General features: G+C 67.1%; 19 protein-coding genes. 11 read left to right on the top strand and 8 right to left on the bottom strand.

What is annotated here, in order from left to right; translation table 11 throughout:
* Positions 1-2: 2 nt before the first annotated feature.
* From tssI to J2X57_RS18440, 10 genes are read left to right on the top strand one after another with little or no spacing between them, the layout of a single operon-like run.
* On the top strand, positions 3-1,967 hold the full coding sequence (tssI, locus tag J2X57_RS18485; RefSeq protein WP_036115038.1) for a type VI secretion system tip protein TssI/VgrG: 1,965 nt from the start codon (positions 3-5) through the stop codon (positions 1,965-1,967).
* Positions 1,964-2,509: a hypothetical protein gene (locus J2X57_RS18480; protein WP_079520827.1), complete on the top strand. Its 546-nt coding sequence runs from the start codon at positions 1,964-1,966 to the stop codon at positions 2,507-2,509. The genes tssI and J2X57_RS18480 overlap by 4 nt, the downstream gene beginning before the upstream one ends.
* On the top strand, positions 2,506-3,861 hold the full coding sequence (gene tagH, locus J2X57_RS18475; protein WP_309869268.1) for a type VI secretion system-associated FHA domain protein TagH: 1,356 nt from the start codon (positions 2,506-2,508) through the stop codon (positions 3,859-3,861). The genes J2X57_RS18480 and tagH overlap by 4 nt, the downstream gene beginning before the upstream one ends.
* A gap of 12 nt (positions 3,862-3,873) precedes the next feature.
* Entirely contained in the window at positions 3,874-5,214 is a 1,341-nt protein-coding gene (gene tssK / locus J2X57_RS18470; protein WP_309869266.1) for a type VI secretion system baseplate subunit TssK, read from the top strand.
* 4 nt (positions 5,215-5,218) lie between these two features.
* Positions 5,219-6,526, top strand: a complete 1,308-nt coding sequence (icmH, locus tag J2X57_RS18465) for a type IVB secretion system protein IcmH/DotU (protein ID WP_309869263.1) — start codon at positions 5,219-5,221, stop codon at positions 6,524-6,526.
* Positions 6,523-10,074: a type VI secretion system membrane subunit TssM gene (gene tssM / locus J2X57_RS18460; RefSeq protein WP_309869261.1), complete on the top strand. Its 3,552-nt coding sequence runs from the start codon at positions 6,523-6,525 to the stop codon at positions 10,072-10,074. The genes icmH and tssM overlap by 4 nt, the downstream gene beginning before the upstream one ends.
* Complete coding sequence (tagF, locus tag J2X57_RS18455; protein ID WP_051943880.1) at positions 10,071-10,655, top strand: type VI secretion system-associated protein TagF; 585 nt, start codon at positions 10,071-10,073, stop codon at positions 10,653-10,655. The genes tssM and tagF overlap by 4 nt, the downstream gene beginning before the upstream one ends.
* Positions 10,652-11,383 carry a serine/threonine-protein phosphatase gene (locus J2X57_RS18450; RefSeq protein WP_309869259.1) on the top strand — a complete coding sequence of 244 codons (732 nt, stop codon included), beginning with the start codon at positions 10,652-10,654 and terminating at the stop codon, positions 11,381-11,383. Before tagF ends, J2X57_RS18450 begins: the two co-directional genes overlap by 4 nt.
* Positions 11,380-14,148: a bifunctional serine/threonine-protein kinase/formylglycine-generating enzyme family protein gene (locus tag J2X57_RS18445; protein WP_309869258.1), complete on the top strand. Its 2,769-nt coding sequence runs from the start codon at positions 11,380-11,382 to the stop codon at positions 14,146-14,148. Before J2X57_RS18450 ends, J2X57_RS18445 begins: the two co-directional genes overlap by 4 nt.
* Positions 14,145-14,468: a hypothetical protein gene (locus tag J2X57_RS18440; RefSeq protein ID WP_308847042.1), complete on the top strand. Its 324-nt coding sequence runs from the start codon at positions 14,145-14,147 to the stop codon at positions 14,466-14,468. Before J2X57_RS18445 ends, J2X57_RS18440 begins: the two co-directional genes overlap by 4 nt.
* A 17-nt stretch (positions 14,469-14,485) precedes the next feature.
* On the opposite strand, the gene tssA is transcribed toward J2X57_RS18440, so the two are convergent.
* From tssA to miaB, 7 genes are all read right to left on the bottom strand, one after another.
* Positions 14,486-15,523 (bottom strand): type VI secretion system protein TssA, encoded by a 1,038-nt coding sequence (tssA, locus tag J2X57_RS18435; RefSeq protein ID WP_309869255.1) that lies wholly within the window; start codon positions 15,521-15,523, stop codon positions 14,486-14,488.
* A complete protein-coding gene (locus J2X57_RS18430; RefSeq protein WP_309869254.1) occupies positions 15,507-16,490 on the bottom strand; it encodes a LysR family transcriptional regulator in 984 nt (327 codons plus the stop codon). Before J2X57_RS18430 ends, tssA begins: the two co-directional genes overlap by 17 nt.
* Before the next feature lie 491 nt (positions 16,491-16,981).
* Entirely contained in the window at positions 16,982-18,190 is a 1,209-nt protein-coding gene (locus J2X57_RS18425; protein WP_309869252.1) for a DUF4105 domain-containing protein, read from the bottom strand.
* Positions 18,191-18,259: 69 nt separating this feature from the next.
* Positions 18,260-19,111: a transporter associated domain-containing protein gene (locus J2X57_RS18420; protein WP_036115017.1), complete on the bottom strand. Its 852-nt coding sequence runs from the start codon at positions 19,109-19,111 to the stop codon at positions 18,260-18,262.
* Between the two features lie 76 nt (positions 19,112-19,187).
* Entirely contained in the window at positions 19,188-19,652 is a 465-nt protein-coding gene (gene ybeY / locus J2X57_RS18415; protein WP_090355094.1) for an rRNA maturation RNase YbeY, read from the bottom strand.
* Positions 19,649-20,632, bottom strand: a complete 984-nt coding sequence (locus J2X57_RS18410) for a PhoH family protein (RefSeq protein ID WP_036115013.1) — start codon at positions 20,630-20,632, stop codon at positions 19,649-19,651. Before J2X57_RS18410 ends, ybeY begins: the two co-directional genes overlap by 4 nt.
* A complete protein-coding gene (gene miaB, locus J2X57_RS18405) occupies positions 20,629-21,975 on the bottom strand; it encodes a tRNA (N6-isopentenyl adenosine(37)-C2)-methylthiotransferase MiaB (RefSeq protein ID WP_036115011.1) in 1,347 nt (448 codons plus the stop codon). The genes J2X57_RS18410 and miaB overlap by 4 nt, the downstream gene beginning before the upstream one ends.
* A gap of 159 nt (positions 21,976-22,134) precedes the next feature.
* On the opposite strand from miaB, the gene J2X57_RS18400 reads away from it, so the two are divergent.
* Positions 22,135-23,280, top strand: coding sequence for a lytic transglycosylase domain-containing protein (locus tag J2X57_RS18400; protein WP_309869249.1), 1,146 nt, complete (start codon positions 22,135-22,137; stop codon positions 23,278-23,280).
* Between the two features lie 157 nt (positions 23,281-23,437).
* Here the strand turns inward: J2X57_RS18400 and J2X57_RS18395 are convergent, their stop codons facing one another.
* Entirely contained in the window at positions 23,438-24,637 is a 1,200-nt protein-coding gene (locus J2X57_RS18395; protein ID WP_043692910.1) for a trypsin-like peptidase domain-containing protein, read from the bottom strand.
* Positions 24,638-24,670: the final 33 nt, after the last annotated feature.

The raw sequence follows: 24,670 nt of genomic DNA, 5'->3' as shown, positions 1-24,670 counted from the left end.
TCATGGCGCACGCGATCACGCTGAAGTCCAGCCTGGGCAAGACGTTGCTCTTCGCCAACATGACGGCCGGGGAAGAGCTCGGCCGCCTGTTTTCTTGGGAGCTGGAAGCGATCAGCAAGGATCCCGGCGTGGACCTGCGCGCGCTTCTGGGGACGTCGATGACGGTCACGGTGACGACGCCCCAGGGCTACGTGCGCTACTTCAACGGCATCGTATCAGAAGCGGCGCAGGGTGCCTTCATCAACATCGATAACGTGCGCTACGCGGTATATACGTTCACCCTGGTGCCCAGGCCGTGGTTGCTGCGCAACACGTCCGACTGCCGTATCTACAAGAACAAGACGGTACCGCAGATCGTCCGCGACGTGCTCTCGGAGTTCGGCTATGGCGACGTGCGGCTGAGCCTCAGTGCGAATTACCCGGCCCGCGAGTACTGCGTGCAGTACCGGGAGAGCTACTTCGACTTCATCAGCCGGCTGATGGAGCAGGAGGGCATCTATTATTTCTTCACCCACACCAGTGGCGCGCACACCATGGTGCTCGCCGATGCGCTCGGTGCGCATACCACGGTGCCGGGCTTCGAAACCATTCCTTACGCACCGCCTACCGAGCGCGGCCACCGGATGAAGTCGTCGATCAGCGACTGGACATCCGCCCGTTCGGTCAATCCCACCCGTGTCCGTCTGGACGACTACGATTACCAGCGACCGCGACTCTCGCTGCTGGCCAATGAGCAGGTCAGCGACAGTGCCGACACTCACAATGTTTCGGGGCTGGAGATCTACGACTATCCCTACGGTTCCGTGGGCTACGCGCAGAAGAATGCCGACGGCCAGCGATTCGCCCAGGTGCGCGCCGATGCGCTGAGCGTGCCGCAGGCGACCTCGTCGGGATTCACGGATGCGGTGGGTCTGGCCACGGGCGCCTTGTTCCGCCTGAAGGACTTTCCGCTGGCCCAGGCCAATCAGGAATACCTCGTGATCGGCGCCACGACGCGTCTGGTGGAGGTCGATTACCAGGGCGGCGGTGTCGAACCGGACAAGGATGAGTCGCCGTTCGCCTGCCATTTCCGTGTGATCCGCAGCCGCCAGCCGTTTCGTTCCGCGCAGGTCACGCCGCGCCCTTCCATTGCCGGCGTACAGACCGCCGTGGTGTATGGCCAGACCGATGAGGACATCGAGGTCGACAGCCAGGGGCGCGTGCAGGTCACCTTCTTCTGGAACGCGCCGTCCAAGCCGAAGGCGGATCAGTCGTGTCCGGTCCGCGTCGCGTCGGGCTGGGCCGGCAAGCGCTGGGGTGCGCAGTTCATCCCGCGTGTCGGCCAGGAGGTGGTGGTGGGCTTCCATGAAGGCGACCCCGACCGGCCGTTGCTTCTGGGCAGCGTGTACAACCAGGAGCATATGCCGCCTTACGCGCTGCCCGGGGACAAGACGCGCAGCGGCGTGGTCAGCCGGAGTCTGCGTGGGGCGGCGGGGGAGGCCAACGAGATTCGCTTCGAGGATCGCAAGGGCGCCGAGGAACTGCTGTTTCACGCGCAGCGCGACCTGCGGCATGAGGCCGAGAACGACCACTTCTCGACGATCGATCGCGACGAGACCGAAGAAGTGAAACGCGACCGTTCGCACGAGGTCGGTCGCGACGACACGCTGAAGGTCGGTCGCCGTCTGCGTATCGAGGCGGGCGAAGAGATTGAACTGGTCACCGGCCTGGCGCGCATCGTGATGAAGCGGACCGGCGAGATCCAGATCGTCGGCAGCACACTGCGAGTCAACGCCATGGCGGCGATCAATCTGATGTCCGGCGGCGCGACGTCCCTCACGTCCGGCGCGGCGGTCTCGGTGACGGCCGGCGCCACGGTGACGATCAATGCGACCGCGGCGATCGCGGTCACCTCGGGTGCCGCGCTGATGCTTTCTTCCACGCTGGGACCGGCCGTGCTGAAAGGCATGCCGCCGCTGCTGCTATGAACGGCCCGTCGCTCACGATCGGAACCGCCGCGCGGGAGATGGGTCTCGATCCCTCGTTGCTCCCGTTGCTGCGCGACGACATGAGTGAGCGCGCCGCGGTCCGGACGCTGCTTGCGCATGGCGACGTTCCCGCCGCGCTCCGCCTCGCGATGCGCCTCATGCCCCGCGGCTACGTCGTGCCATGGCTGTGCCAGTGCGTGCGCGACAGCGCGCCCGATGACGCCGCGCGTGAGGGTCTAACGCTGGCCCAGGCATGGCTCGATGAGCGCAGCGAGACACGTCGCCGCGCCGCACTGGCCTATGCGGCGGCCCGCCACTACGTCGGGACCGGTGCGCTGATCGCGGCCACTGCGGGCTGGTCGGAGGGCTTCCTGCTCGATGGCGAGGGCAGGGACGTGGCGCCTGTCGCCGTACCCCTGATGGCCGTGGTCGCGGCGGCCGCGCTGCTGACCCTGGCTTCGTCGTCTCCCGATTTCGATGTCCATTGCCGCGCGTTCGTCGGCTCGGCAATGGAGCTGCTACCACCGGAGGATTTCGCATGAACCGTTCCACCGGACCGAGCCTCGTGCTCTCCATCCTGGGCGACCACGCGGGCGACATCGCCGAGCGCACCTCCGTACGTGCCGAGGCTCACGATCTGAGCATCGGCCGCGCCGAACATTGCGATTGGGTCTTGCAGGCGCAGGGTGTCTCCCGTCAGCACGCCTTCGTCCGCCATCTCAACGGGCTGTATTTCATTGAGGACCGCAGCACCAACGGCATGCTGTTGAACGGCGCGCCGTTGCGCGGTGGCGAGCCGGTCTCGCTCGGCGACGGCGACCGCCTCCAACTGGACACCTTCGAGATTCTCGTGGCGCTGGAGTCAACCGTCGACGAGCAGGCGACGGCGCGACGCGAGCACGACCGCAGCCTGCAGACGCTTCGTGTGCCGCACACGTCGCCGGCATATCACGACTCGCCGTTGCCGCTGGGCACGGCGCCATCGCTGATCACCGGTGATGCCCACGGCGGGTCGTCGCTGATTCCCGGGACCGCCGCGGCACCGCTGGACCCGATGGCGTGGTTCCAGGCCGTCATGCCCGTGGTGGATCATGCGTCGGCCGCCGTCGAGGCTTCCGGGCACTGGAACCATGCATCGCCGATGACGGACCGCTTCGATGCACCCACGGTCGATGCGGACCCACCGCGCGTGGCACCCGTGCTGCCCGAGCACTGGGACCGCACCCGAAGCCTGTTCCAGATGCCCCCCGACGTCGCGACGCCCGAAGCGCCCATGGCAGCAGCACCCGCCCAACCCCCAGCCCCCCCTGTAGGAGCGCGCCCCGCGCGCGACCCCACCGCCGATCCGGTCACATCCACCCCCGCTCCAACACCGCCACCACCCAGCCCCACCACCGGCATCGAACCCCTTTTCGCCCTCGTCCTCGACGGCGTCATGGACGTTCTGCGCGCACGCGCCGAACTGAAGAACGGGTTCCGCCTCCCCGCGACCCTGATTCAGCGACGCGAGAACAATCCGCTGAAGTTCGCCCCCACCGGCACCGAAGCGCTGGCACGTGTGCTCGCCGCGCCCAACGAGGCCTTTCTCTCCGGAGAGGCGGCGATCGTCGACGCCATGGACGACATCCGCGAACACCAGGTGGCCTTGCTCGCGGGCGTGAGGGCCGCCTTCGACGATCTGATCGCGCAGTTCGACCCGGCGCGTTTCGAAGAGGGCGACACGCGCCGCTCCCGGTTCGGTTTTGCGCCGGCCAGCGGCCCGTGGGAACGCTACCGCGCGCATTTCCAGAAGCTGGCCACCGACCCCGAAGAACGTTTCCGTCGCCTGTTCGGTGACGAATTCGCCCGCGCCTATGAAGACCAGCTCGTGCGCGCCAAGCGCGACAACCGCTGACCGGAACCGACGATGACCGCATTCAACAAGGTGGTGTGGAGCGAAGGTCTGTTCCTTCGCCCGCAGCACATGCAACAGCAGGATCGCTACACCGAACGCTACGTGGAGTTGCGGGCCGCCACCCTGCGGTCGTACCCGTGGGGGTTCGACGAACTGGAACTCGAGCGCGACCTGCTCGCGATCGGCAAGCTCGGCATCCGTCGGGCACGCGGCGTGTTTCCGGACGGCACGCCGTTCTCGATGCCCGACCGCGATCCGTTGCCACCGCCGCTGGAGATCGACGCCAACTGGCGTGACCAGGTGATCTACCTGACCTTGCCGCTGCGTTCGCCCGCACAGGCCGAAAGCCTGTGGCCCGATACGCAGGCGCCGGGCCAGCTTGCCCGTTTCGCCGTGCGTGAGGCCGAGGTGGTCGATGCCTCGGGCAGCACGACGGGGACGGTGGTACTCGAAGTCGGTGGCCTCAGTACGCGGGTGGTCGCCACGGCGCAGGCGCGCGAAGGCCTGGTCGAGCTGCCGCTGGCGCATCTGGTCGAATGTCGCGCCGACCGGCGCGTGGTGCTCGACGACGGCTTCATGCCCAGCGCGCTCGCGTGTCGCGCCTCGGAGCGTCTGACCCTGTTCCTGACCGAATTGCTCGGTCTGCTTCATCAGCGTGGCGAAGCGCTTGCCGGGCGTGTCGGCGGTGCGGACCGTGCGAGCACGGCGGAACTCACGGACTTCCTCATGCTGCAGGTGGTCAACCGCTACCAGCCGCAGCTCGCGCATCTCGCCGAGGCGCCGCTTCTGCACCCGGAGGATCTGTATCGCCTCCTGCTCGGCATGGCGGGTGAACTCGCTACGTTCACCACGCCGGGCAAACGCAGCGTGACGTTTCCTCCGTACCGTCACGACCGCCTGCGCGAGAGCTTCGAGCCCGTGATCGCCGCGTTGCGACTGAGCCTCAGCGCGGTGCTCGAGCAGACTGCCGTGCCCGTCCCGCTGCAACAGCGCAAATACGGCGTGTGGGTGGGCACGGTGGCGGACACGACACTGCTCGATGGCGCCTCGTTCGTGCTGGCGGCGAAGGCCGATATCGCCGCTGCGGACATGCGCCGGCGTCTGCCCACGCAGTCGAAGATCGGGCCGGTCGAAAAGATTCGCGACCTGGTCAACCTGCAGTTGCCCGGCGTATCGGTGGCGTCGCTCGCCGTGGCACCGCGGCAGATTCCGTATCACGCGGGCTACCAGTATTTCGAACTGGATACGGCCTCGCCGATGTGGAAGACGCTGCGCACCTCCGGCGGCGTGGCCCTGCATTTCGGCAACGGTTTCGAGGGGCTGGAGCTCGAGTTGTGGGCCGTGAGGACGTGAGCCGATGAACTACGACGAGAGCAACGCGAAACGCGACGCGGACGCCACCGTGGTACGGGCCAGTGCCGCGCGCCAGGACGTACCAGCCCACCCACCGGTACGCGAGCGCGAGCCGGAGCGTGACCTTGCGCGCAGCGTGCAGGACCTGCCGTCGGCGGGCGGAAATCCGCTCGTTCGTGCAGCCAATCCGTTACTGCTGCTGGCCGCGCAGCTGCGCAACAGCGCGGAAGCGCCCGATCCCGGCCTGCTGAGGGATCGCGCCATCGCCTATATCCGGCGTTTCGAAGAGATCGCCACACGCGCCGGTGCCGACGCGCAGACCTCGGTCGCCGCGCGCTATGTGCTGTGCACGATGATCGACGAGGCGGTGCTCGATTCGCCCTGGGGGGAGCAGACCGGCTGGAGCCGGCAGACCTTGCTCGTGACCTTTCACGGTGAGACCTACGGCGGCGAGAAGTTCTTCGCCATCCTCGACCGGCTGTGCCAGGACATGGTCCGGCATGCCGATCTGGTGGAACTGATGTATCTGTGCCTGGCCCTGGGTTTCGGCGGCAAGTACCTCGTCGAGCCCGGCGGTGTGGCGCGCCTCGCCGATCGCCGCGAAGACGTATACCGGCGGATCATGGCTTATCGCGCGGCGACGCCCGTCGCGCTGTCGCCGCGCTGGGAAGGTGTCGATCGTCCACTGAAGCCACGGCGTGGCATCCCCATCTGGATGGCCGCGCTGGTGGCGGTGTGTCTGCTTTGCGGGATGTGGATCTACCTGCATGCGCGGCTCAACGGACGTACCGAGCCGGTCAGCGCGAAGCTCGCCGCGATCGGCCTGCGTGGTGTGCCGTTGCCCGTGGCGGCCGCGCCACCGAAGCCGCAGGCGGTGAGCCTGCGTCAGTTGCTGGCCGATGACGCGCGCAGTGGTGCGCTTTCCGTCGACGAGAAACCGGACGGCCAGGCGACGATCCGCCTGGCCGCTTCGGAAATGTTCCCCTCGGGAGGCGCCGATGTGGCGCCCACGCACGCGGCGATGCTGGAGCGCGTCGCCAGGGCGCTGAACCAGGTGCATGGCCGGGTCATCGTCGTGGGGCATACCGACGACCAGCCCATCCGCTCGCTGCGGTTCAAGGACAACTTCGAACTCTCCGCGGCACGCGCACGCAACGTCAGTGCGCTGCTGACGAAGCAGCTGGACGATCCGCGACGCGTGGAGGCCAGTGGGGCGGGCGCCTCGCAACCGATCGCCACGCCGGCGAACCTGCCGGCCAACCGCGCGCGCAATCGCCGGGTCGAGATCCTGTTCGTTCCGGAGGCTGGATGAAACGTTTCAACGACATGTTCCGTCACGTGTGGCTTCGCACGGCGATCGGCATCCTCCTCTGCGCGCTGTTGATCGCCTTCGGCGGACCCTATCTGGGAATCGGCGATCGCCAGCCGCTCGCCAGCGTGGCCGCACGCGTCATCGCGATCGTCGCGGTGGCGGCGGTCTGGATCGGCGTGGTGTTGCTGCGCCAATGGCTGGCGCGGCGTCGCGACCGGCGCATGGGCGATGCGCTGGCCGGCGAAGACGACGCGCGACGCAAGGACGTCGACGCCCGCATCCAGGCGGAGCGGGACGGTCTGCGTGCGCGCTTTCTCGACGCACTTGCCGTGCTGCGCAAGCGTCGGGAGGGTGGCGGCAAGCTGGAAGACCTGCCGTGGTACGTCGTGATCGGTGCGCCGGGCTCCGGCAAGAGCACCTTGCTCGAGCATTCCGGGCTCGACTTTCCTCTGGCCAGCACGGCGGGCAAGCAGTCCCTGGCCGGCGTCGGCGGTACACGCCAGTGCGACTGGTGGTTCACCGATCAGGCGGTGTTCCTCGACACCGCCGGCCGCTACACCACACAGGATTCCGATCCCGGCGTGGATGCACCGGCGTGGCACGATTTCCTGCGTCTGCTAAGCCGGTACCGTCGTCGTCGCCCGGTCAACGGCGTACTGCTCACGGTCAGTGTCACCGAACTCCTGACGATGGACGTGGCGGGGCGGCAACGTCTCGCCGACACGCTGCGCGAGCGTCTGGACGAACTGGGCACCTGGCTGGGCGTGACCTTGCCGGTCTATCTGGTCTTCACCAAGGTCGATCTGGTCGCCGGTTTCCTCGAAGCGGTCGACACGCTCGACGCCGCGGGACGCGCGCAGGTCTGGGGTGTGACGTTCACGCCGGAGCGCAGCCTCGACGGCGGTGCCTCGTCGCTGCTCGGCGGCGAGTTCGATGCGCTGCTGGAGCGCATCGATGCGGGGACCATCGAACGCATGCACGCCGAACGTGACGTGCGCCGTCGCGCGAGGATCCTTCCCTTCCCGCAACAGTTGCGTCACCTGCGTGAACTGGCCGTGCCGCTGGCCGCCGCCATCTTCGGCAGTCATGCCTACGGGCGTGCACCCGTGCTGCGTGGCATGTACCTGACGTCCGGCACCCAGGAGGGCACGCCGATCGATCGTGTGCTTTCGGTGGTCGGTCATTCGTTCGGTATCCGTTCGTCGGTCCAGGGCACCACGCGTTCGCCACGGCGTACCTTCTTCGTCGAACGACTGCTCAACGACGTGATTCTTCCCGAGGCGGGTTTCGCGGGGTCGGACCCGCAGCGGCTGCGCCGTCGCCGCCTGGCCGAAGCGGGGGCCATCGCGGCGATTGCCGTGCTGACGGCCGGCTTGCTGATCGGCATGTTCACGAGCGCCGCGCGCAACGCGGATTTTGTCGCCCGTGTCGACGAGGCCTTGCGTGATTATCCGGACGACTCGCGCGTGCCGGTGCCGTCGTCGTTGCGTCAGTACGATGCGCAGGCGCTGCAGCGGCTCGATCCACTTGGCCGCACCGAACAGGTGGCGGCGCAGGTACGCACGGAACGGCCGTGGTCGATGCGCTTCGGCCTGTTCCAGGGCGACGCGTTGTTCGACGAAGTGCGTGCCGCGCACGTGCGCGAGATCAATGCGAGCGTCGTACCGGGGCTGGCGCTGCAGTTCCGTGACGGCCTGCGCGATGCGGCGGGCGATCCCCAGCGGCTTTATTACGTGCTGAAGGGCTACCTCATGCTGGGCCAGCCGGAGCACCGCGATGGCGAAGCGCTGTCGTTGCTGGCACGCGAGCGCTGGCGTGAGGTATTCCCGGATGAGGACGGGCTGGCGGATGCGCTCGAAGGACACTTCCGTCTGCTGTTCGACGGGCACGACGGGCTGCGCAGCTTGCCTGTCGACGCCGCGCTGGTGGAAGCGGCGCGTGCCTCGTTGCGCGCGGCGGACCTGGCGACGCTGATCTACGGCGGTCTGAAGCTCGACAGTGAGACGCGTCAGGACATGCCGGTACGCCTGGATCGCACACTCGGGCTGCTTGGCAATGTATTTCGTCGCCGTAGCGGTGCGCCCCTGGCAAGGCCGCTGCCGGCGCTCTACACGCGCCCCGTGTTCGCCAACCTCGTGCAGGAGGGCGGCAGTGCCGCGCTGGGCACGCAGGGCGGGATCGCGAAAGCGGTGGATCGTTTCGTGAAGGATGACTGGGTGTTCGGTGCGACGACGGCGGATCCCCTGCGTCGTGCCTCGCTCGTCGCTCAGGTGCAGACGCTTTACGTCGCCGACTACATCCGTGCGTGGGACGAACTCATCGGCGACCTGCAGTTGCAGCCGGTGGCCAACGTACAGGAAGCCAGTGGTGTGGCGGCACGTCTGGCCGGGCCGGGGTCGCCGCTGAAGGCCTTGCTGATGCTGGTCCGCGACAATACCAGCGATCTGCTGCGCCAGGCCGCACCGGACGGCGGCGGCAAGGTGGCGACGGTGGCCGAACGCCGGGTGGTCGACCGGGTGAAGAGTCGCAGCGAGATTGCGCGCGTGATCGCCGAAGGCAGCGCACCGGCCGAGCGCGCGACCGTTCAACGTCCCGACGCGACCATCGCCGATCATTTCGCCACGCTCAATCAGCTGACCGATGGCACGCCGGGCAGCATGCCGGTGGATCGCGTGCTCGGTGTGCTGGACCAGATGAGCAAGACGTTGCTGACGCTGCGGCCGGGCGTGGACACCTTCGGACAACCCGACCCCGCTCTGGCGGTGGCGCGGCAGGAGGCCGGTCAGTTGCCTCCGCCGCTCTCGACGTGGCTGGGCAGTCTCGTCGGTTCGAGCCAGAACCTGGTGAGCAAAGGCGCCGACGGCGCGCTCGCCGATGGGTTCCGTCAGGCGGCGGGCGGGGATTGCTCCCGCTTCGTGCAAGGGCGCTATCCGTTCACGGCAGAGAGCCGATCCGACATCCCGGTGCAGAACTTCGCCGAGCTGTTCGGTAACGGGGGGCGCTTCGACACCTTCTTCAAGCAGACGCTCTCGCGCGCGGTCGACAGCAGTGGCGGCACATGGACGTTCCGCGACGCGGATGGTGCCCGCTCCGGCGGTGCCGTGCTGGCGCAGGCGCAGCTCGCCGACGCGATCCGGCAGGCGTATTTCCGCGACGGCCCCGCGCCACAGGTCGGCTTCACGCTGTCGATCACAACGCCGCCGGCCGGTATCGGTCGCCTGCTGGTGGAGATCGACGGCCAGAAATTCGAGTACAAGGCGGGCGAGGACAGCGCGCCGGTCGCGATGCGCTGGCCGGGACCGACGCCGGGGAGCACGCGCGTCAGCGCGTGGGACACCGCCGGCAATCCGCTGCCGGTCCTCGAGTACCCCGGCGAGTGGGGCTGGTTCCACGCACTCGATGCCGCGTCGCTCCAGCGGCGTACGGAGACCCGCTTCGGTGCCAGCTTCGGCTTCGGCAGCGTGCGGGCCAACGTCGACATCGAGGCGTCCAGCTTGCGCAACCCGTTCGGCGACACCAGCGTGCGCCGCTTCCGGTGTCCGACATGACGCGGGTACTTGTAGGTTTCCACGGCAAGCTGCCCTGCGCCGGAGATTTCGTGCAGCGCCGTCTGCCGGTCGGCTTCGTGGATCGCTGGGATACCGCCATGCAGGCGGCACTGGCCGGTATCGCCGAGGCGCTGGGCGAGGGCTGGAAGGACCGCTTCGGCGCGGCGCCATCCTGGCGATTCGTTCTGGCCGCACACGTATGCGGGCCGCTGGCGTGGGCCGGTGTTATCGCGTCTTCGCACGACCGCGTCGACCGGCCGTTCCCGCTGATGCTCGGCGCCCCCGTGCCGCGCGGACAGAACGGATGGCCGCGGCCGCCTCGTCCCGCCTGGTTCCACGCGCTCGACGCCGCGATGGAGCGCTCGCGTGATGCGGTCAGCGTGTCGATCTTCGACGCGGTGGTCGCCATGCTTCCCGAGCCGGTCGCGGGCCAGCACGATCTGCCCCGCATGCCCGACCACGCGCGAAGTCTCTGGTGGCGGGACGATGTTCCCGGTGACGGCATCGCCATGTCGGGTCTTCCCGGTGTTCCCGATTACCTGCGCCTGCTCGGCGTCGACCGCCTGGAGCCTTTCGCGTGAGCATGCCCTATGTATCCGCCGGCCGGACGGAGACCGGCCATGTGCGTCGTCACAACGAGGACGCGATCCTCGTCGCCGAAGAACGTGGCCTCTGGGCCGTCGCCGATGGACTGGGCGGCCACAGCGCCGGCGACGTCGCCAGTTCGCTGATCACCGAGCGGCTGCGCGCGTTGCCTCCCGCGCACGACGTGACCGACACGATGGACGCGGTCGAAGACGAACTGCTGCGCATCAATCAGCGTCTGCGCGCCCTGGCCAGCGACAGGCGCGTCGACGCCGTCGCCTCGACGGTGGTGGTGCTCGTACATACGCGCGATCTGGTGGTGGTCGGCTGGGTCGGCGACAGCCGCGCGTACGCGTTTGAAGATGGACGTCTGTGGCAGGTAACCCACGACCACGTGCACGGCGACCGCGCCGACGAGACACGGTTCGGCGCGCAGACGGCGCAGAAAAACGCCGGTGCACTGACGCGCGCGGTCGGTGCGGAAGATCACCTGTTTGTGGACTGGGTGGTCCATCCGCGCCGTCCGGGCACGTGTTTCGTGCTCTGTTCGGACGGCATCAACAAGGAGCTGACCGATGCGGAGATCGAGGTGCACTGTCGGCGTCATTCCGACCCGGCCGGTCTGATCGATGCGCTGGTCGGTACGGCATTGAATCGCGCGGGCAGGGACAATGTGTCCGCCGTGGCGATACGACTGGACGATTACGAGGAGTCGCACCCATGACGCAGCCTCCTGGCGACGACGAAACCCGCGTGCTGCCGCTGTCGCCGTCGACACCGCCCCGTGCGGACGATGACGATGATGCGACGGTGTTCAAGCCGCTGCATACCCAGGCCGGTGACGGCGCGGCATCGTCCGCGGCCACGACGGCATCCGCATCGCAGGGCACCGGCGATACCTGGCGCCGCATGTCCGGCATGGCCGAAGGCGAGCGCATCGCCGTCGGCAGCCTGCTCAAGGGTCGCTTCCTCATGGAGCGCGAACTCGGGCGTGGCGGGATGGGTGTGGTGTATCTGGCGCGCGACGAGCGCAAGGTCGAAGCACGCGACCGCGATCCGTATGTCGCGATCAAGGTGCTCAACGACGAATTCCGCAAGCATCCGGACGCACTGATCGCCTTGCAACGCGAGTCGCGCCGTGCGCAGCATCTGGGCAACGATCACATCGTCCGTGTGTACGACTTCGACAAGGACGGCAGTAACGTCTTCATGACGATGGAGTACGTCGAGGGCGACGACCTGCGCACGGTCATCCGTTCGCGCGCGCGTGATGGTATGCCGTTCGATCAGGCGTGGCCCCTGATCGACGGTATGGGCGAAGCGCTGTCCCGCGCGCACGCGGCGGGTATCGTGCATTCGGATTTCAAGCCGGGTAACGTGATGATCACGCCATCCGGCGTTGCCAAGGTGTTCGACTTCGGCATCGCGCGCGCGGGTCAGATCGGCCTCGAAGCGGCCGACGACCGCACCGTTTTCGATGCCGGCACGCTGGGTGCGATGACCCCCGCATACGCCAGCCTGGAGATGCTTCAGGGCAGGTCGCCGACGCCCGGCGACGATGTGTATGCGTTCGCCTGTGTCGTGGTCGAACTGCTCACCGGGCGCCACCCTTTCGACAAGGAAAGCGCGGAAGAAGCCATGAACGCGGGGCGTCGTCCGCCCGCGGTACCGGGACTGGACAAGCGCCAGTACAAGGCGCTCTGCGATGGACTGGCGTTTACGGCGGATAAGCGCACGCGCGGCATCGGCGACCTTCTGGCCGGCCTGCGCAAGCGCCGCTGGCGCGAACGCGCGACGCCGTGGCTCGCCGGGGCGCTGTTGCTCACGGTGGTCGCGGTGGGCTTCGCTTGGTATGGCGCGATGCGGATCCACCAGCAGCATGTCGTCGACACATTGCGACGTTTCGGTCCCGGTCAGGCGGACGGTTTCCACAACGAAGACGATGCGCGCGTCGCACTGGCGGCGCTCGATGGCGACGAGCGTCGGCGTGTCGTGGTCGACGGTGCGGACGCCATCGACGGTTTCCTCGTCCGGCTGGTGGCGAACGACTGGGATCCCGCGCATGGCCGCTACGACTACGCGGGGGCCCAGGAAGCGTTCCGTCTGCGCGGTGAACTGAAGACCTTCGCACCGCGTCTGGACCGTCGCCGCGAAGAGGTGGCGCACGAACGCGACGACGCGCTCAATCGACTGGATACATCACTGAGCCAGGCCATGCTGGCCAATCGGCTTACCGGCAGCGGTGACGACGCGGTACCGGCCATCCTGACCAGGATCCGCGCCATCGATCCCGCGAGCCCCTTGCTTTCCAGCCCGGAGCTGAAACTGAAACTCGCCGCGGTCGCACCGGCGTCGACCGCTGCGCCACCGCCCACGTCGCCTGATATCCGCGCCGCCGAGCAGGCGTCGAGGCTGGAGTCGCTGCGACGCGCTTCCGCGGCAGGGGATCTCGACAAGGCCAGCGACAGCTTTCGCCAGCTCCGCGCGACGCAGGACGGCCCGGGAAGCGTGAACGACGAAGCCGCCGATCTGCTGGCGCACGCCTATCTGGGGGCGGCCCGTGCCGCCTGCGCCGCCGGGCATTGGAAAGAAGCCGCCGATCGTATCGCCGCGGGCGTTACCCAGCTTCCGGGGCGCGCCGACCTGGTCGCCGCGAACAATCGCTACCAGCTGGCGCTCGCGGTGATGACGGCTGCCAGAGCGCCGACCGTCACGGCGGCGGATCAGGACGGATTGCGTAAGCGGGTCGAAGCGGTGGGCAAGGAGGATCCGGAAGGCCTTAAGGATCTGGAAGCGGCCATGGCCGCGTCGAAAGCGCTTCCGGACGGCTCGCTGGCCAACGTAGTGAAGAAACTGCGGACGGTGGCGCCGGTCGCCGATCCGTGCGCCCTGCGCGGGCTGGCAGGCAGCGGGCGCGAATGTTTCGACACGTTTTCCGCCGGCGCCCACGGCCCGGCCATGGTCGTCGTACCTCGTGGCCGCAAGCCGTTCGCGATGATGCGTACCGAGGTACACATCGCCGATCTCGACCAGTTCTGCCGTGCCACGCGGACGTGCGCGATCAAGAAGGACAACCCGCTGACCGATCCCGCGCGCTCGATCGACGCGGCCTTCGCCCGCCGCTATGCGGCGTGGCTGTCCCAGGTCAGCGGGCACGTGTATCGCCTTCCTAGCGAAGACGAGTGGCTGCTGGCCGCGCGGGCGGGCGAGAACTGGGATGCGAAGGAATCCAACTGCGGCGCTTCGTCATCGGGCCTGGGACGGCTGATGCGCAGCGACGAACTGACCAGCAAGGGCATCGTCAATCCATGGGGACTGATCGATATGACCGGTAGTGTCTGGGAATGGGTGACCCGCGGCGACGCGCTGGTGGTGCATGGTGGCAGTTTCCGAAGCGGTCCGGCGGTCTGTTCCGTCGCCAGCGTGCGCCCGAGCAACGGCTCGCCGGAACGGGATGTCGGCTTCCGGCTGGTGAGGGACATCAAATGACGGCATGGGAGCGGAGCGTCAATCGCGAGCTGAGCGACCTCAACGACGCCCACAGTGCGGCGCGTATCGATACGCCTGAGTATCGTCGTCGGCGCCGTGCGCTGCTCAATGCGACGTTGCGGCAGGAGGGCACGGCATCGCACACGTTGCGCCGTCCCGCCGCGGCGATGTCCCTGAGCATCCGCGCGGCTCGCGACATGCCGACGCGCCGCGCGATGGTGCGTTCGCGGCGAAGTCTGCGCGGCATGGCCTGGTGGGTGGGCGCGGCGGTCGTGGGTGCTGGAGCGGTCGTCTGGCTGCTCCTGTTTCCGCCGTTCTGACGCCGGGTCCACGCACGTCACGGGTTTTCGTCGTCCCCCGCCAGCGACTGAAATTCGGACAGGCCACCCGGCGCGAGCGTCCGCAGCAATTCCGCGAAACTCAGTCCCACCAGGCGACTGGCGCGGCGGAGTAAAGGCGGTACGGGACTCGAAGGCTCGTGCCGCGCATACCACGCGCAGATCTCTTCGAGCATGCGTAGTACGTCGTCGGTGTTGCGCACGGGACCGCGTGCGGCGACATGCTCCGTCTCCGGACGGATGGCGTCGCCTTCTCCCGCGGCCTCCGCGTCCTGGCTGGCAAGGGCTTCCGGTGCACGCGACGCGACCTGTGCACGCAGGAACAGATGCAACTCACGCAGGTCGCGTTCGAGCGTGTCGAGGTCGGGGCCGGCACCTGGCGTGCGCGTCTCGAACACGTGTCCGATCGCCTGTACCTGTGAGACGGCCTCAGCAATCGCAGCGTCCGTCGCCAGCAGTTCCGCGATGTCGACGTGCTGCACGACGGCGTCGACGATCTCCTGCGAGACCGCCCCGTCGTCCGCCGTCGGTGCGTCGCCCGGCTTCAGCGTTCCGTTGAGCAGACGCAGGTCGCGCAGGGAGAATGCTCCGATGCGTTCGGCGCGCAGGAGTGGGGTACCGCGCAGATAGCCAGCGGTGCCATCCACCGCCGAGAGCGACGCGAGCGCATTGATCCGCTCGGTCGGATCGTCGCCGTCGAGGCGCGGGTGCACGTCGTCCCAGTAGCGCTGAAGCAACCCGGCGATGAGGCCGATGCTCGCCGCCCAGGCCACGACACCGGCGGTCTTCAGCCGTGCGTTGCCCAGGTGAACGGCGACCCGCAGATCGTGCGTACGCCCGGCAACCTGTTCGGCCTGTCGCGCGACGTCGCGCCAGTCGGGTTCCTCGGCCTGCTTCACGGTGTCGCCGATCGCGCGCTCCGGCCGGGGTGCCGCCAGGCTTTCCAGCGTGAGGAAGGCCGCGTCGTATTCGAGATTGGGGCCGCATGGCGCTTCGGCGTCCAGCGGTTCCAGCAGGTGATCAGTGGTATCCGTCACGGAGATGCTCCAGTGGAGGGAAGGGATAGATCTGGCCGCCCGTATGCCGCGTGGGATGCAGTCCACGGCTGATGCGCGTGAGTTCCTCGCGTAGCCATCGGTGGGCCGGTTGCTTGTCGAGCCGGCTGTGCCAGGCCATCGCCAGCGCGGTGTCGGGGATGTCGAAAGGCAATGCGTATGCTTCGATACCCGCGCCGAGCGAGTCGAACATGCTCTGCGGCACCGTGCAGACGAGATCCGTCGCATTGAGCATTGGCCCGATGCTTTCGCCGTTGGATGCGGAGACCAGGACGTCGCGCGTCAGGCCCCGTTGCTTCAGGTGCTGGTCCAGCAGACCTTCGAGGCGGCCCGAGGAGGAAACCACCATGTGGCTGAGCGAGCAGTATTCCTCGACGGAGAGACGGTGCGTGCCACGCGGGTGCCCCGCACGCTGCACCATGACGAACTCGTCGGCCATCAGCTGGCGCATTTTCAGCGAGCTGGGTACGTCCTCGTTCGGAACGAGCAGGATGTCGATCTCGCCGCTTTCGAACAGGCCGAGCACGTCCTGGTCTTCGTATCCCGCGCGGAACGCCACCTTGAGGGCACGGTTGCCTTTTTCCTGAAAGGACTGAATGAGGGGAAGCGCGAAGGTCCCCACGGCGCTGGTCGAGCCGGCGATACGAAACGTGGCCGCATCCCGCACGGGATCGAAGGCGCCGCCGGGGTCGGCCAGCGTGCCGAGTTGTGAAAGCGCGTCGCGCAGCGGCGCCGCCATTTCTTCGGCTTTGGGCGTGGGCACCATGCCGCGACCCGTTTCGGACGGAACGAGCAGTGGATCGTTGAACAGGCGGCGAAGCCTCGCCAGTTGCGCGGAAAGCGCAGGCTGGCTCACGTGAAGCTTCGACGCCGCGCGGGTGACGTTACGTTCCTCCAGCAGCATGTCGAGAGAGACGAGTAGGGGCAGGTCGCTCGGTTTGAGATTCATGAATACCGCTGGTCAAACGCGTCGGGGAAGCGCGCAGGTGGCGGGAAAGCAAACGCACCCTCGGGTTGCGCTGCGGCTATTTGTCAGTCAATTCGATGCGTGAAGTGGGTCACGTCATCGCTAACGCAAATTCCTTCCGTGCCGGGGTTTATACGTGGATACATAGGTCATGACATCGTCCACCCGCAGTTGCGTAAACCTGGCCCGAGCGTGACGGGCAAGTGTGACATCCTGACAGTCATGACCGACCATACGCAGCCGTCCGTGTCGAATGGAATGCGTTCTTGCGATGGACTTCGCGTTTTCGCCATGCACGAAATCGGTGACCGACGGCCGTCAGAGTCAGGGAGGGGGATGTCCGTGACCTGCGTCGCACAACCGCGTGCGGCGAAGCCTCGTCAGGGTGCGTTCATGCCCTGGGCTTCGTCTGGAATTAGCCGTCTATTTGCGTGCTTTGACGCGGTGGCGTCAATTACCCGAAAGAGGGAGGGTCAGTCGTGGCGACGGCCGAATGTGGCGAACAATGCGGCCCAGCAGGGCAGTGCGAAAAGCAGCCACGGCATGTTGCGCTGCGGGAAATCAGGCCACAGATGCAGCAGCAGGCCGATGATGCAGGCGGCAAACGAGATTGCTGCGATGCGTGTGCTGAAACGCCCCATCGGGCGACCGGCGCGACGCAGACGCCAGATGCCGGGAATCAGCAGAAACGCCAGCGGCTGGTAGGCAAGCAGATTGAAATTGCCCCAGGCCGAGCGATGCAATGTGAAGGCCCACAGTCCGATCATGAACAGACCGGCCAGGCCAGCGAAGACGCTGAACAAAGTGCCGGCAATCACGAACGTAAACCGGGCCTCGCGATGCCGCGTGAATGCGGGTAGCGCCAGTGGAATCGCGAGGAGCAGCCCTGCGATCAGCAGGGGCCAGCGGAGGTCCGGGGCTTCGAATGGCGGCGGCAGCAGTCGGCCCGTCGCGAGGATTTCCTCGCCGTCGACAAGGGGGCGTTCCTTTGCGCCATCACCGATACGTACGCGACGCAGCTCGGCTTCGAGCACCATGGGCAGGAAGGCTTCCTTCCATGCTGTCATCGGCTGGTCGGCGTAAGGCCCGAGGCCAAGATCCATGCCGAGCATCAGCCAGGTCTGGTTGCTCATCAGTCGGGCGGTGTGCTCGCGGTAGGTCATGGCGCCGCCCCAGGAGCCCAGCTGGCGGCCAAGCGCGCCGCCGAGCGCCGTGTCGAGTGCGTCGCGCACGCGTGTCGTGCAGTTGTCCGTGTAGTAGTCGTAGTGATAGCCCGCGTTCTCCGGGCGGATGTTCCACAGCATGAAACGGCGCAGTGCGTCTTTCTGTGCGATATCCAGGCTCAGGTGCTGGCGGTGCACATAGCGCCCTTCGCCTGCGTAGAACTCCACATCGGACTGCGTGGTCTCGGCATCCATGCGATAGGCCATGATGCCGCGCGCGAAGTTGAGGATGAAGCCCTTCTGATCGAAGTCGAATACGCCGTAGTTGAATGCGATCGCTTCGCCGCTGACGCGGTCACGGATCTCCAGTGCGTCGTGCCCGAACCGTTCCCAGTAGATGTCGCCCGGCCCGTAGGTCATCAGGGAGATATCGAGATCCGAGGCCGGTGCATCGACGATGCCGGCGCGGGCCATGGGAACGACACAGAGGGCGAGCAGGAAGAGCAGGGCGTGGCGCATGGTCGGGCTTGGATCCTTGCCCGCAGGCATGGCTGTCAGGGGCCGCCGGCCATACGGCCGGCGGTGACGTCATGCGCCGCCGTTGGCGTGCGCGACGTGGAACTGCTGGACGCGACGGTCGTCGGCTTCGGTAACCCGGAAGAGGAAGTCGCCCATGGCGATTTCTTCGCCGGCCGCCGGGAGGTGGCCGAACTCCGAGGTGATCATGCCGCCGATGGTATCGAACTCCTCATCGGAGAACCGTGCACCCGCTATCTCGTTGAAGTCGGCGATGGGGGTGAGGGCGCTCACCGCGAAGCCGCCTTCTTCCAGTGCCTGGACCAGGACCGGATCTTCCTCGTCGTCGTGCTCGTCGTCGATCTCGCCGACGATCTGCTCGAGAACGTCCTCGATCGTGATCAGGCCGGCGACGCCGCCGTATTCGTCCACCACCAGCGCCATGTGATTGCGCGTCAGGCGAAATTCCGCCAGGAGCACGTTCAGGCGCATCGATTCGGGAATGAGCACGGCCGGACGGAGCAGCGCGCGCACATCGCCGCCTTCGCTCTGCCCGTAGTATTTCAGCAGGTCTTTCGCCAGCAGGATGCCCAGCACTTCGTCCTTGTCTTCACCGTGGACGGGGAAGCGGGAGTGCCCGGACTCGACGACGGCGGAAAGGATCTCGGGGAGGGAGGCATCGGCGGCGAGGCTGACGATCTGGGCGCGGGGCACCATGACATCGTCGACGCTGAGCTCGGTCACCTTGATGGCACCCTCGACCATGGTCAGGGTGTCGTTGGAAAGCAGGCCGTTGGCCTGGGCGGTACGCAGTTCCTCGATCAGTTCGTCGCGGTTGCGTGGCTCGCCGGAAAACATATGGCCCAGACGGTCCCACCAGGATCGGTGAGTCGGGCCATGGGTACTACCAGGTTCCTCGTTCATCACTCTTTGCGTTTCTGCCCGAAATGAGCGGAACGGTCAGTCTAACGGAATTCCTGTGACGATTCAGGGCGTGTCTCTACACGGTCTCGTAGGGGTCCGCAATTCCCAGACCCGCCAGCACGCGGGTCTCCAGCGCTTCCATCGTCTCGGCCTCGGCCTCGTCGATGTGGTCGTACCCCAGCAGATGCAGTGTCCCGTGCACCGTCAGGTGCGCCCAGTGATCCGTCGCCTTCTTTCCCTGCTCGGCCGCCTCGCGCGTCACCACGGGCGCGCAGATGACCAGATCGCCGATCAGCGGCAGGTCGACGCCGGGCGGCAGTTCGACCGGGAACGACAGCACGTTGGTGGCGTAGTCCTTGCCGCGGTACTGCAGGTTCAGTGACTGGCCTTCCTCCGCATCGACGATGCGGATCGATAGCTCGGTGCCCTTGCGACGGCGCGCGCCCTTCAACGCCGCCTCGACCCAGCGCCGGAAGCTGGCCGGCGCCGGCACACCCTTGCGCGCGGTGGCATAGCCGACGGCCACGTCCAGCTGGCTCACTTCGCGGCGTCCTGCTTGTCTTCAAACGCCTCGTAAGCACGGACGATCTTGGCCACCAGCGGATGGCGGACCACGTCGCGCGAGGTGAAGAACGTAAAGCTGATGCCGTCCACGCCGCGCAGCACTTCGACCGCGTGACGAAGACCCGAGCGGATGTGGCGGGGCAGGTCGACCTGGGAGACGTCGCCCGTGATCACCGCGACCGAGCCGAAGCCGATACGGGTCAGGAACATCTTCATCTGTTCGACGGTGGTGTTCTGCGCTTCGTCGAGGATGACGTAGGAATCGTTGAGCGTGCGGCCACGCATATACGCCAGCGGCGCGATCTCGATCACGTTGCGCTCGATCAGCTTGCCGACCTTCTCGAAGCCGACCATCTCGTACAGCGCGTCATACAGAGGGCGCAGGTAGGGATCGATCTTCTGGCTGAGGTCGCCGGGCAGAAAGCCGAGCTTTTCGCCGGCCTCGACCGCGGGGCGCACCAGCAGCACGCGCTGTACGCGGTTGGCTTCCAGTGCCTCGATGGCGCTGGCCACGGCCAGATAGGTCTTGCCGGTACCGGCCGGACCTACGCCGAAGTTGATGTCGTGCGTGGTGATGGCGTGCAGGTAGCGCGCCTGGTTGGCGCCACGGCCTTTGATGACGCCGCGCTTGACCTTGATGACGACTTCCTGCGAAGACTCCGCCGACTCGTCGTTGATCGCGTCGATGCCCGATTCGGCCAGATGCAGATTGATCGCGGCACCGTTGAGCACTTCGGTTTCCGTCGCGGCGTACAGCGCGCGGATGACTTTCTCGCCCGCGCGGGCCGAGCCTTCGTCACCGATGACACGGAAGATAGCGCCGCGATGATCCACCTCGACGCCCAGGCGCAGTTCGATCTGGCGCACGTGTTCATCCAGCGGGCCACACAGGTTCGCCAGGCGGGTGTTGTCTTCGGGATCGAGGGTAAAATCGCGTTGCGAAAGACCAGGATTCATGCGACCGCAACCTCGTCCGCCAGCAGCACCCGACCACGCAGCGAGTTGCTCATCGCCTCGGTGATCGTGACGTCCACGAACTGGCCGATCATCCGCGGATGTCCCGGGAAGTTCACATAGCGCATGTTTTCCGTCCGTCCGCTGAGTTCGTTGGGATCGCGGCGGCTGGGCTTCTCGACCAGTACCCGCTGCACGGTGCCTACCATGGCCTCGTTGATCTTGCGCGCGTTCTCGTTGATCGCCGCCTGCAGCCGGCTCAGACGCGCGTGCTTCACCTCGGCCGGAGTCTCGTCGGCGAGGTTTGCCGCCGGCGTACCGGGTCGCGACGAAAACACGAACGAGAAGCTCTGGTCGAAGCCGATATCGTCGATCAGCTTCATCGTCTTCTCGAAGTCGTCGTCCGTCTCGCCGGGGAAGCCGACGATGAAGTCCGACGACACGCAGATATCCGGTCGCACCGCGCGCAGCTTGCGGATGCGCTGCTTGAATTCCAGCGCCGTGTAGCCGCGCTTCATGGCCGCGAGGATGCGGTCCGAGCCCGCCTGCACCGGGAGGTGCAGATAGTTGGCCAGCTGCGGCACGTTGGCGTAGGCCTCGATCAGCGAGTCCGAGAACTCCAGCGGATGCGATGTGGTGAAACGAATGCGGCCGATACCGTCGATCTGCGCGATGGCGTGGATCAGCACCGACAGGTCGGCGACGTCGCCGTCGTGCATCGGGCCACGATACGCGTTGACGTTCTGGCCGAGCAGGTTGACCTCGCGTACGCCCTGTTCGGCGAGCTGGGCCACCTCGACGATCACATCGTCGAACGGCCGGCTGATCTCTTCGCCGCGCGTGTAAGGCACCACGCAATACGAGCAGTACTTCGAGCAGCCTTCCATGATCGAGACGAAGGCCGTCGGGCCCTCGGCGCGGGGTTCCGGCATGCGGTCGAACTTCTCGATTTCCGGGAAGCTGATGTCGACCTGCGACTTGCCGGTGGCGCGCTGGGCTTCGATCATCTGCGGCAGGCGGTGCAGGGTCTGCGGGCCGAAGACGAGGTCGACGTGCGGCGCGCGCTTGAGGATGGCGTCGCCTTCCTGCGAGGCGACGCAGCCGCCGACTCCGATCAGTACGGGCTTGCCGTTGGCCTTGTGCGCCTTCCAGCGACCGAGCTGGCTGAAGACCTTCTCCTGCGCCTTTTCGCGGATGGAACACGTGTTGACGAGGATGACGTCGGCCTCATCCTCGTTCTGCGTGAGTTCCAGGCCATGGGACGCCGCCAGCACGTCGGCCATCTTGGCCGAGTCGTACTCGTTCATCTGGCAGCCGTGGGTCTTGATGAAAAGCTTGCCGCTCATGGGCCGGGTTACCGTGTTTCGTGGGGAGTTTCCGAACCGCGCAGTTTACTCTGCCCCCGGGTCCGTTGCCAGTTGGCCGCCGTGGATCAATGACTTGCGTGAAGAACGTCACGTTTGCGGCCCTTGGCAGCGCTGGGGTGCTCGGGCAAACTCGCGCCCATGGTTGACGACGCGACGCCAGGGGAAAGCGCCGGCCATCACGCCCGCCGTTTCCTGACCTCCCGGACGGCCCTGCGAAGGGTCGCGGGCGCCTGCGTCCTGCTGCTGGGACTGCTGGCCGGGCCGGCGTCGGCGGGTGCGCTCTACCGTTGCATCGGTAGTACGGGAGAGACGGTTTTCTCCGGCGGCACCACGGGCTACAAGGACTGCAAGCGCATCGGCAGCACGGGCTCCTCGCGTCCGGCGCGGCCCATCGCTTTGCCCAACGCGCCGCAGAAGGCCGTCTTCGAACCGGTCGCCGGCCCCCCGTCGCTTAAAGGCGTGATCGGCTCCGTGGTACTGGCGCCCGCCGCCGCCGTGCCTTCGCTGGCCGGCGTGACCGGTGGCGTGGTCGGCGGAGCGGATGGTACCGAGCGCGAACCGCTGGCCCTGCCTCCCGTGACCGCGCCAAAAGGGCAGTGGGACTATAAGGAGTCGGCGAGCACCGATTTAACGGCGGCGGCTGCGCCTGCCGCACCTCAGGGCTCGCGGGTCTTGCGTGGCGCGGTCTACCGGATCACCCGGGCGGACGGCGGCGTCGAGTACACCAATATTCCGCCGGGCGGCGGCGGTCAGGGATCGAGCATCAAGATGCTCTTTACCTATATCGCCACCTGCGCCGCCTGCGACGTGCATTCGAAGGTCGACTGGAACAACGTCGGTCTGAATCTGGTCGCGTACGGCGACGCGATCCGCTCGGCGAGCAGCGAGTTCAGCGTGGACGAGGCACTGCTGCGCGCGGTCATTCACGCCGAGAGCGCGTTCAACCCGCGCGCGCTGTCCGTGGCCGGCGCGCAGGGGCTGATGCAGCTGATTCCGGGTACCGCGCGCGACATGGGCGTGCTGGATGCCTTCGACGCCAATCAGAATATTCGCGGCGGGGCGCGTTATCTCGCGCTGTTGCTGAAGACCTTCAATGGCAACGAGCGCCTCGCCGCGGCGGCGTACAACGCCGGACCCGGTGCGGTGCAGAAGTACAACGGCGTGCCGCCTTATGACGAAACGCAGGTCTATGTCGAGCGCGTCGGCGTGCTGCGCAAGCGCTACGGCGACATGTTGAAGAGCCGCCCCAGCACCGGCGTCCCCCTGGCCGACAGCAGAATGTAGCAGCGCGCCCCGCGCGTTGTAGAAGCGCCCGGCGCGTTGTAGGAGCGCGCCCGGCGCGTGGTAGGAGCGCGCCCCGCGCGCGAAAAGCCAACGAAGCCCAGAAGCCGCTACCCCCCCCCATCCCGCCGCGAAAAGACATCGCGCGCAAGGCGCGCTCCTACCGGGCCGCGCCCTGGAGCGCCTGCATCGGTGCCGTGGGCGGCCGCTGCGCCGGCGTTACGGTCGTGTTGAACGCCGCACCGTTGCGCAGCCCGGAGACCTGCACCGGATCGCCCGGCTTCAGCGAGGCCTCGTGCCGGCGCAGATCCGACGGGTCGAGGATGTCCTCATCGCCGATGCGCAGCAGCACGTCGCGTTGCTGGATGCCCGCGAGGGCGGCGGGGCCGCCCGGGGACACGTCGTTGACCACGACACCGCGCGCCGCCGAAGGCAGGCCGCTGTCGGCGGAAACCGGGACGGCGCCGTAGTCGGCACCGATCCAGCCACGCACGACGTGGCCGGTCTGTATGATCTGGTCCAATACCTCGCGTGCGCTCTGCACGGGGATGGCGAAACCGATGCCTTCGGCGCCGACCGCCTGACCGATCAGCGACGTATTGATGCCGACGAGCTCGCCGTGCGCATTGACGAGCGCGCCGCCCGAGTTGCCGAAGTTGATCGCGGCGTCGGTCTGGATGAAGTTTTCCAGGCTGGACAGATTGAGCTGGCGACCGATGGCACTGACGATGCCCATGGTCACCGTCTGGCCGATGCCGAAGGGGTTGCCGATGGCCAGCACCACGTCGCCGACCCGGGGACGGCTCTCGGCGTCGGTCATGTGGATCGCCGGCAGGTTGCCCGCGTCCACCTTGAGTACCGCGAGGTCCGTCTCATCGTCCGAGCCCACGACCCGGGCCTTGGCCACCCGGCCGTCGTAGAGCAGCAGCTGGATGTCGTCGGCGTTGGCGATCACGTGGTTGTTGGTCAGGACGTAGCCATCTTCCCTGACGATGACGCCCGAGCCGAGGTTCTGCTGACGCCGCGTACGCGCCGGGCCGGTGGGCACGCTGAAGATGCGCTGCAACACGGGATCGGAGTAGAGCTCGCGCGGCTGCTCGGTCACCAGCTTGTTCGCATAGATGTTGACGACCGACGGCGCGGCCTTGGCCACGGCATCGGCATACGACACGGGACCCGTGCCCGCCCCGGGAGCGGCCGGCTCGACCGCGGCAGGCTCGTGTTCGGTGACCGGCGGCGTGAAACGCTCACGAAGAAAAGCGCCGCTGCCTGGCCAGAACAGGCCGATGACGAAGGCGACGGCAAGGCCGAGCACGACGAAACGGGCGACGAAGGCAAGCGTACGAGCGGCGTGGTTCATGGAGTAGCGAGGGGTCCTGTCGTCCGGTTTTGC

Origin of the sequence: Luteibacter sp. 1214 (genome assembly GCF_031455395.1) — a bacterium.
GTDB lineage: Bacteria > Pseudomonadota > Gammaproteobacteria > Xanthomonadales > Rhodanobacteraceae > Luteibacter > Luteibacter mycovicinus.
Note: the sequence above shows the minus strand (reverse complement) of the source record. Positions and strands in the feature narration are given on the sequence as shown.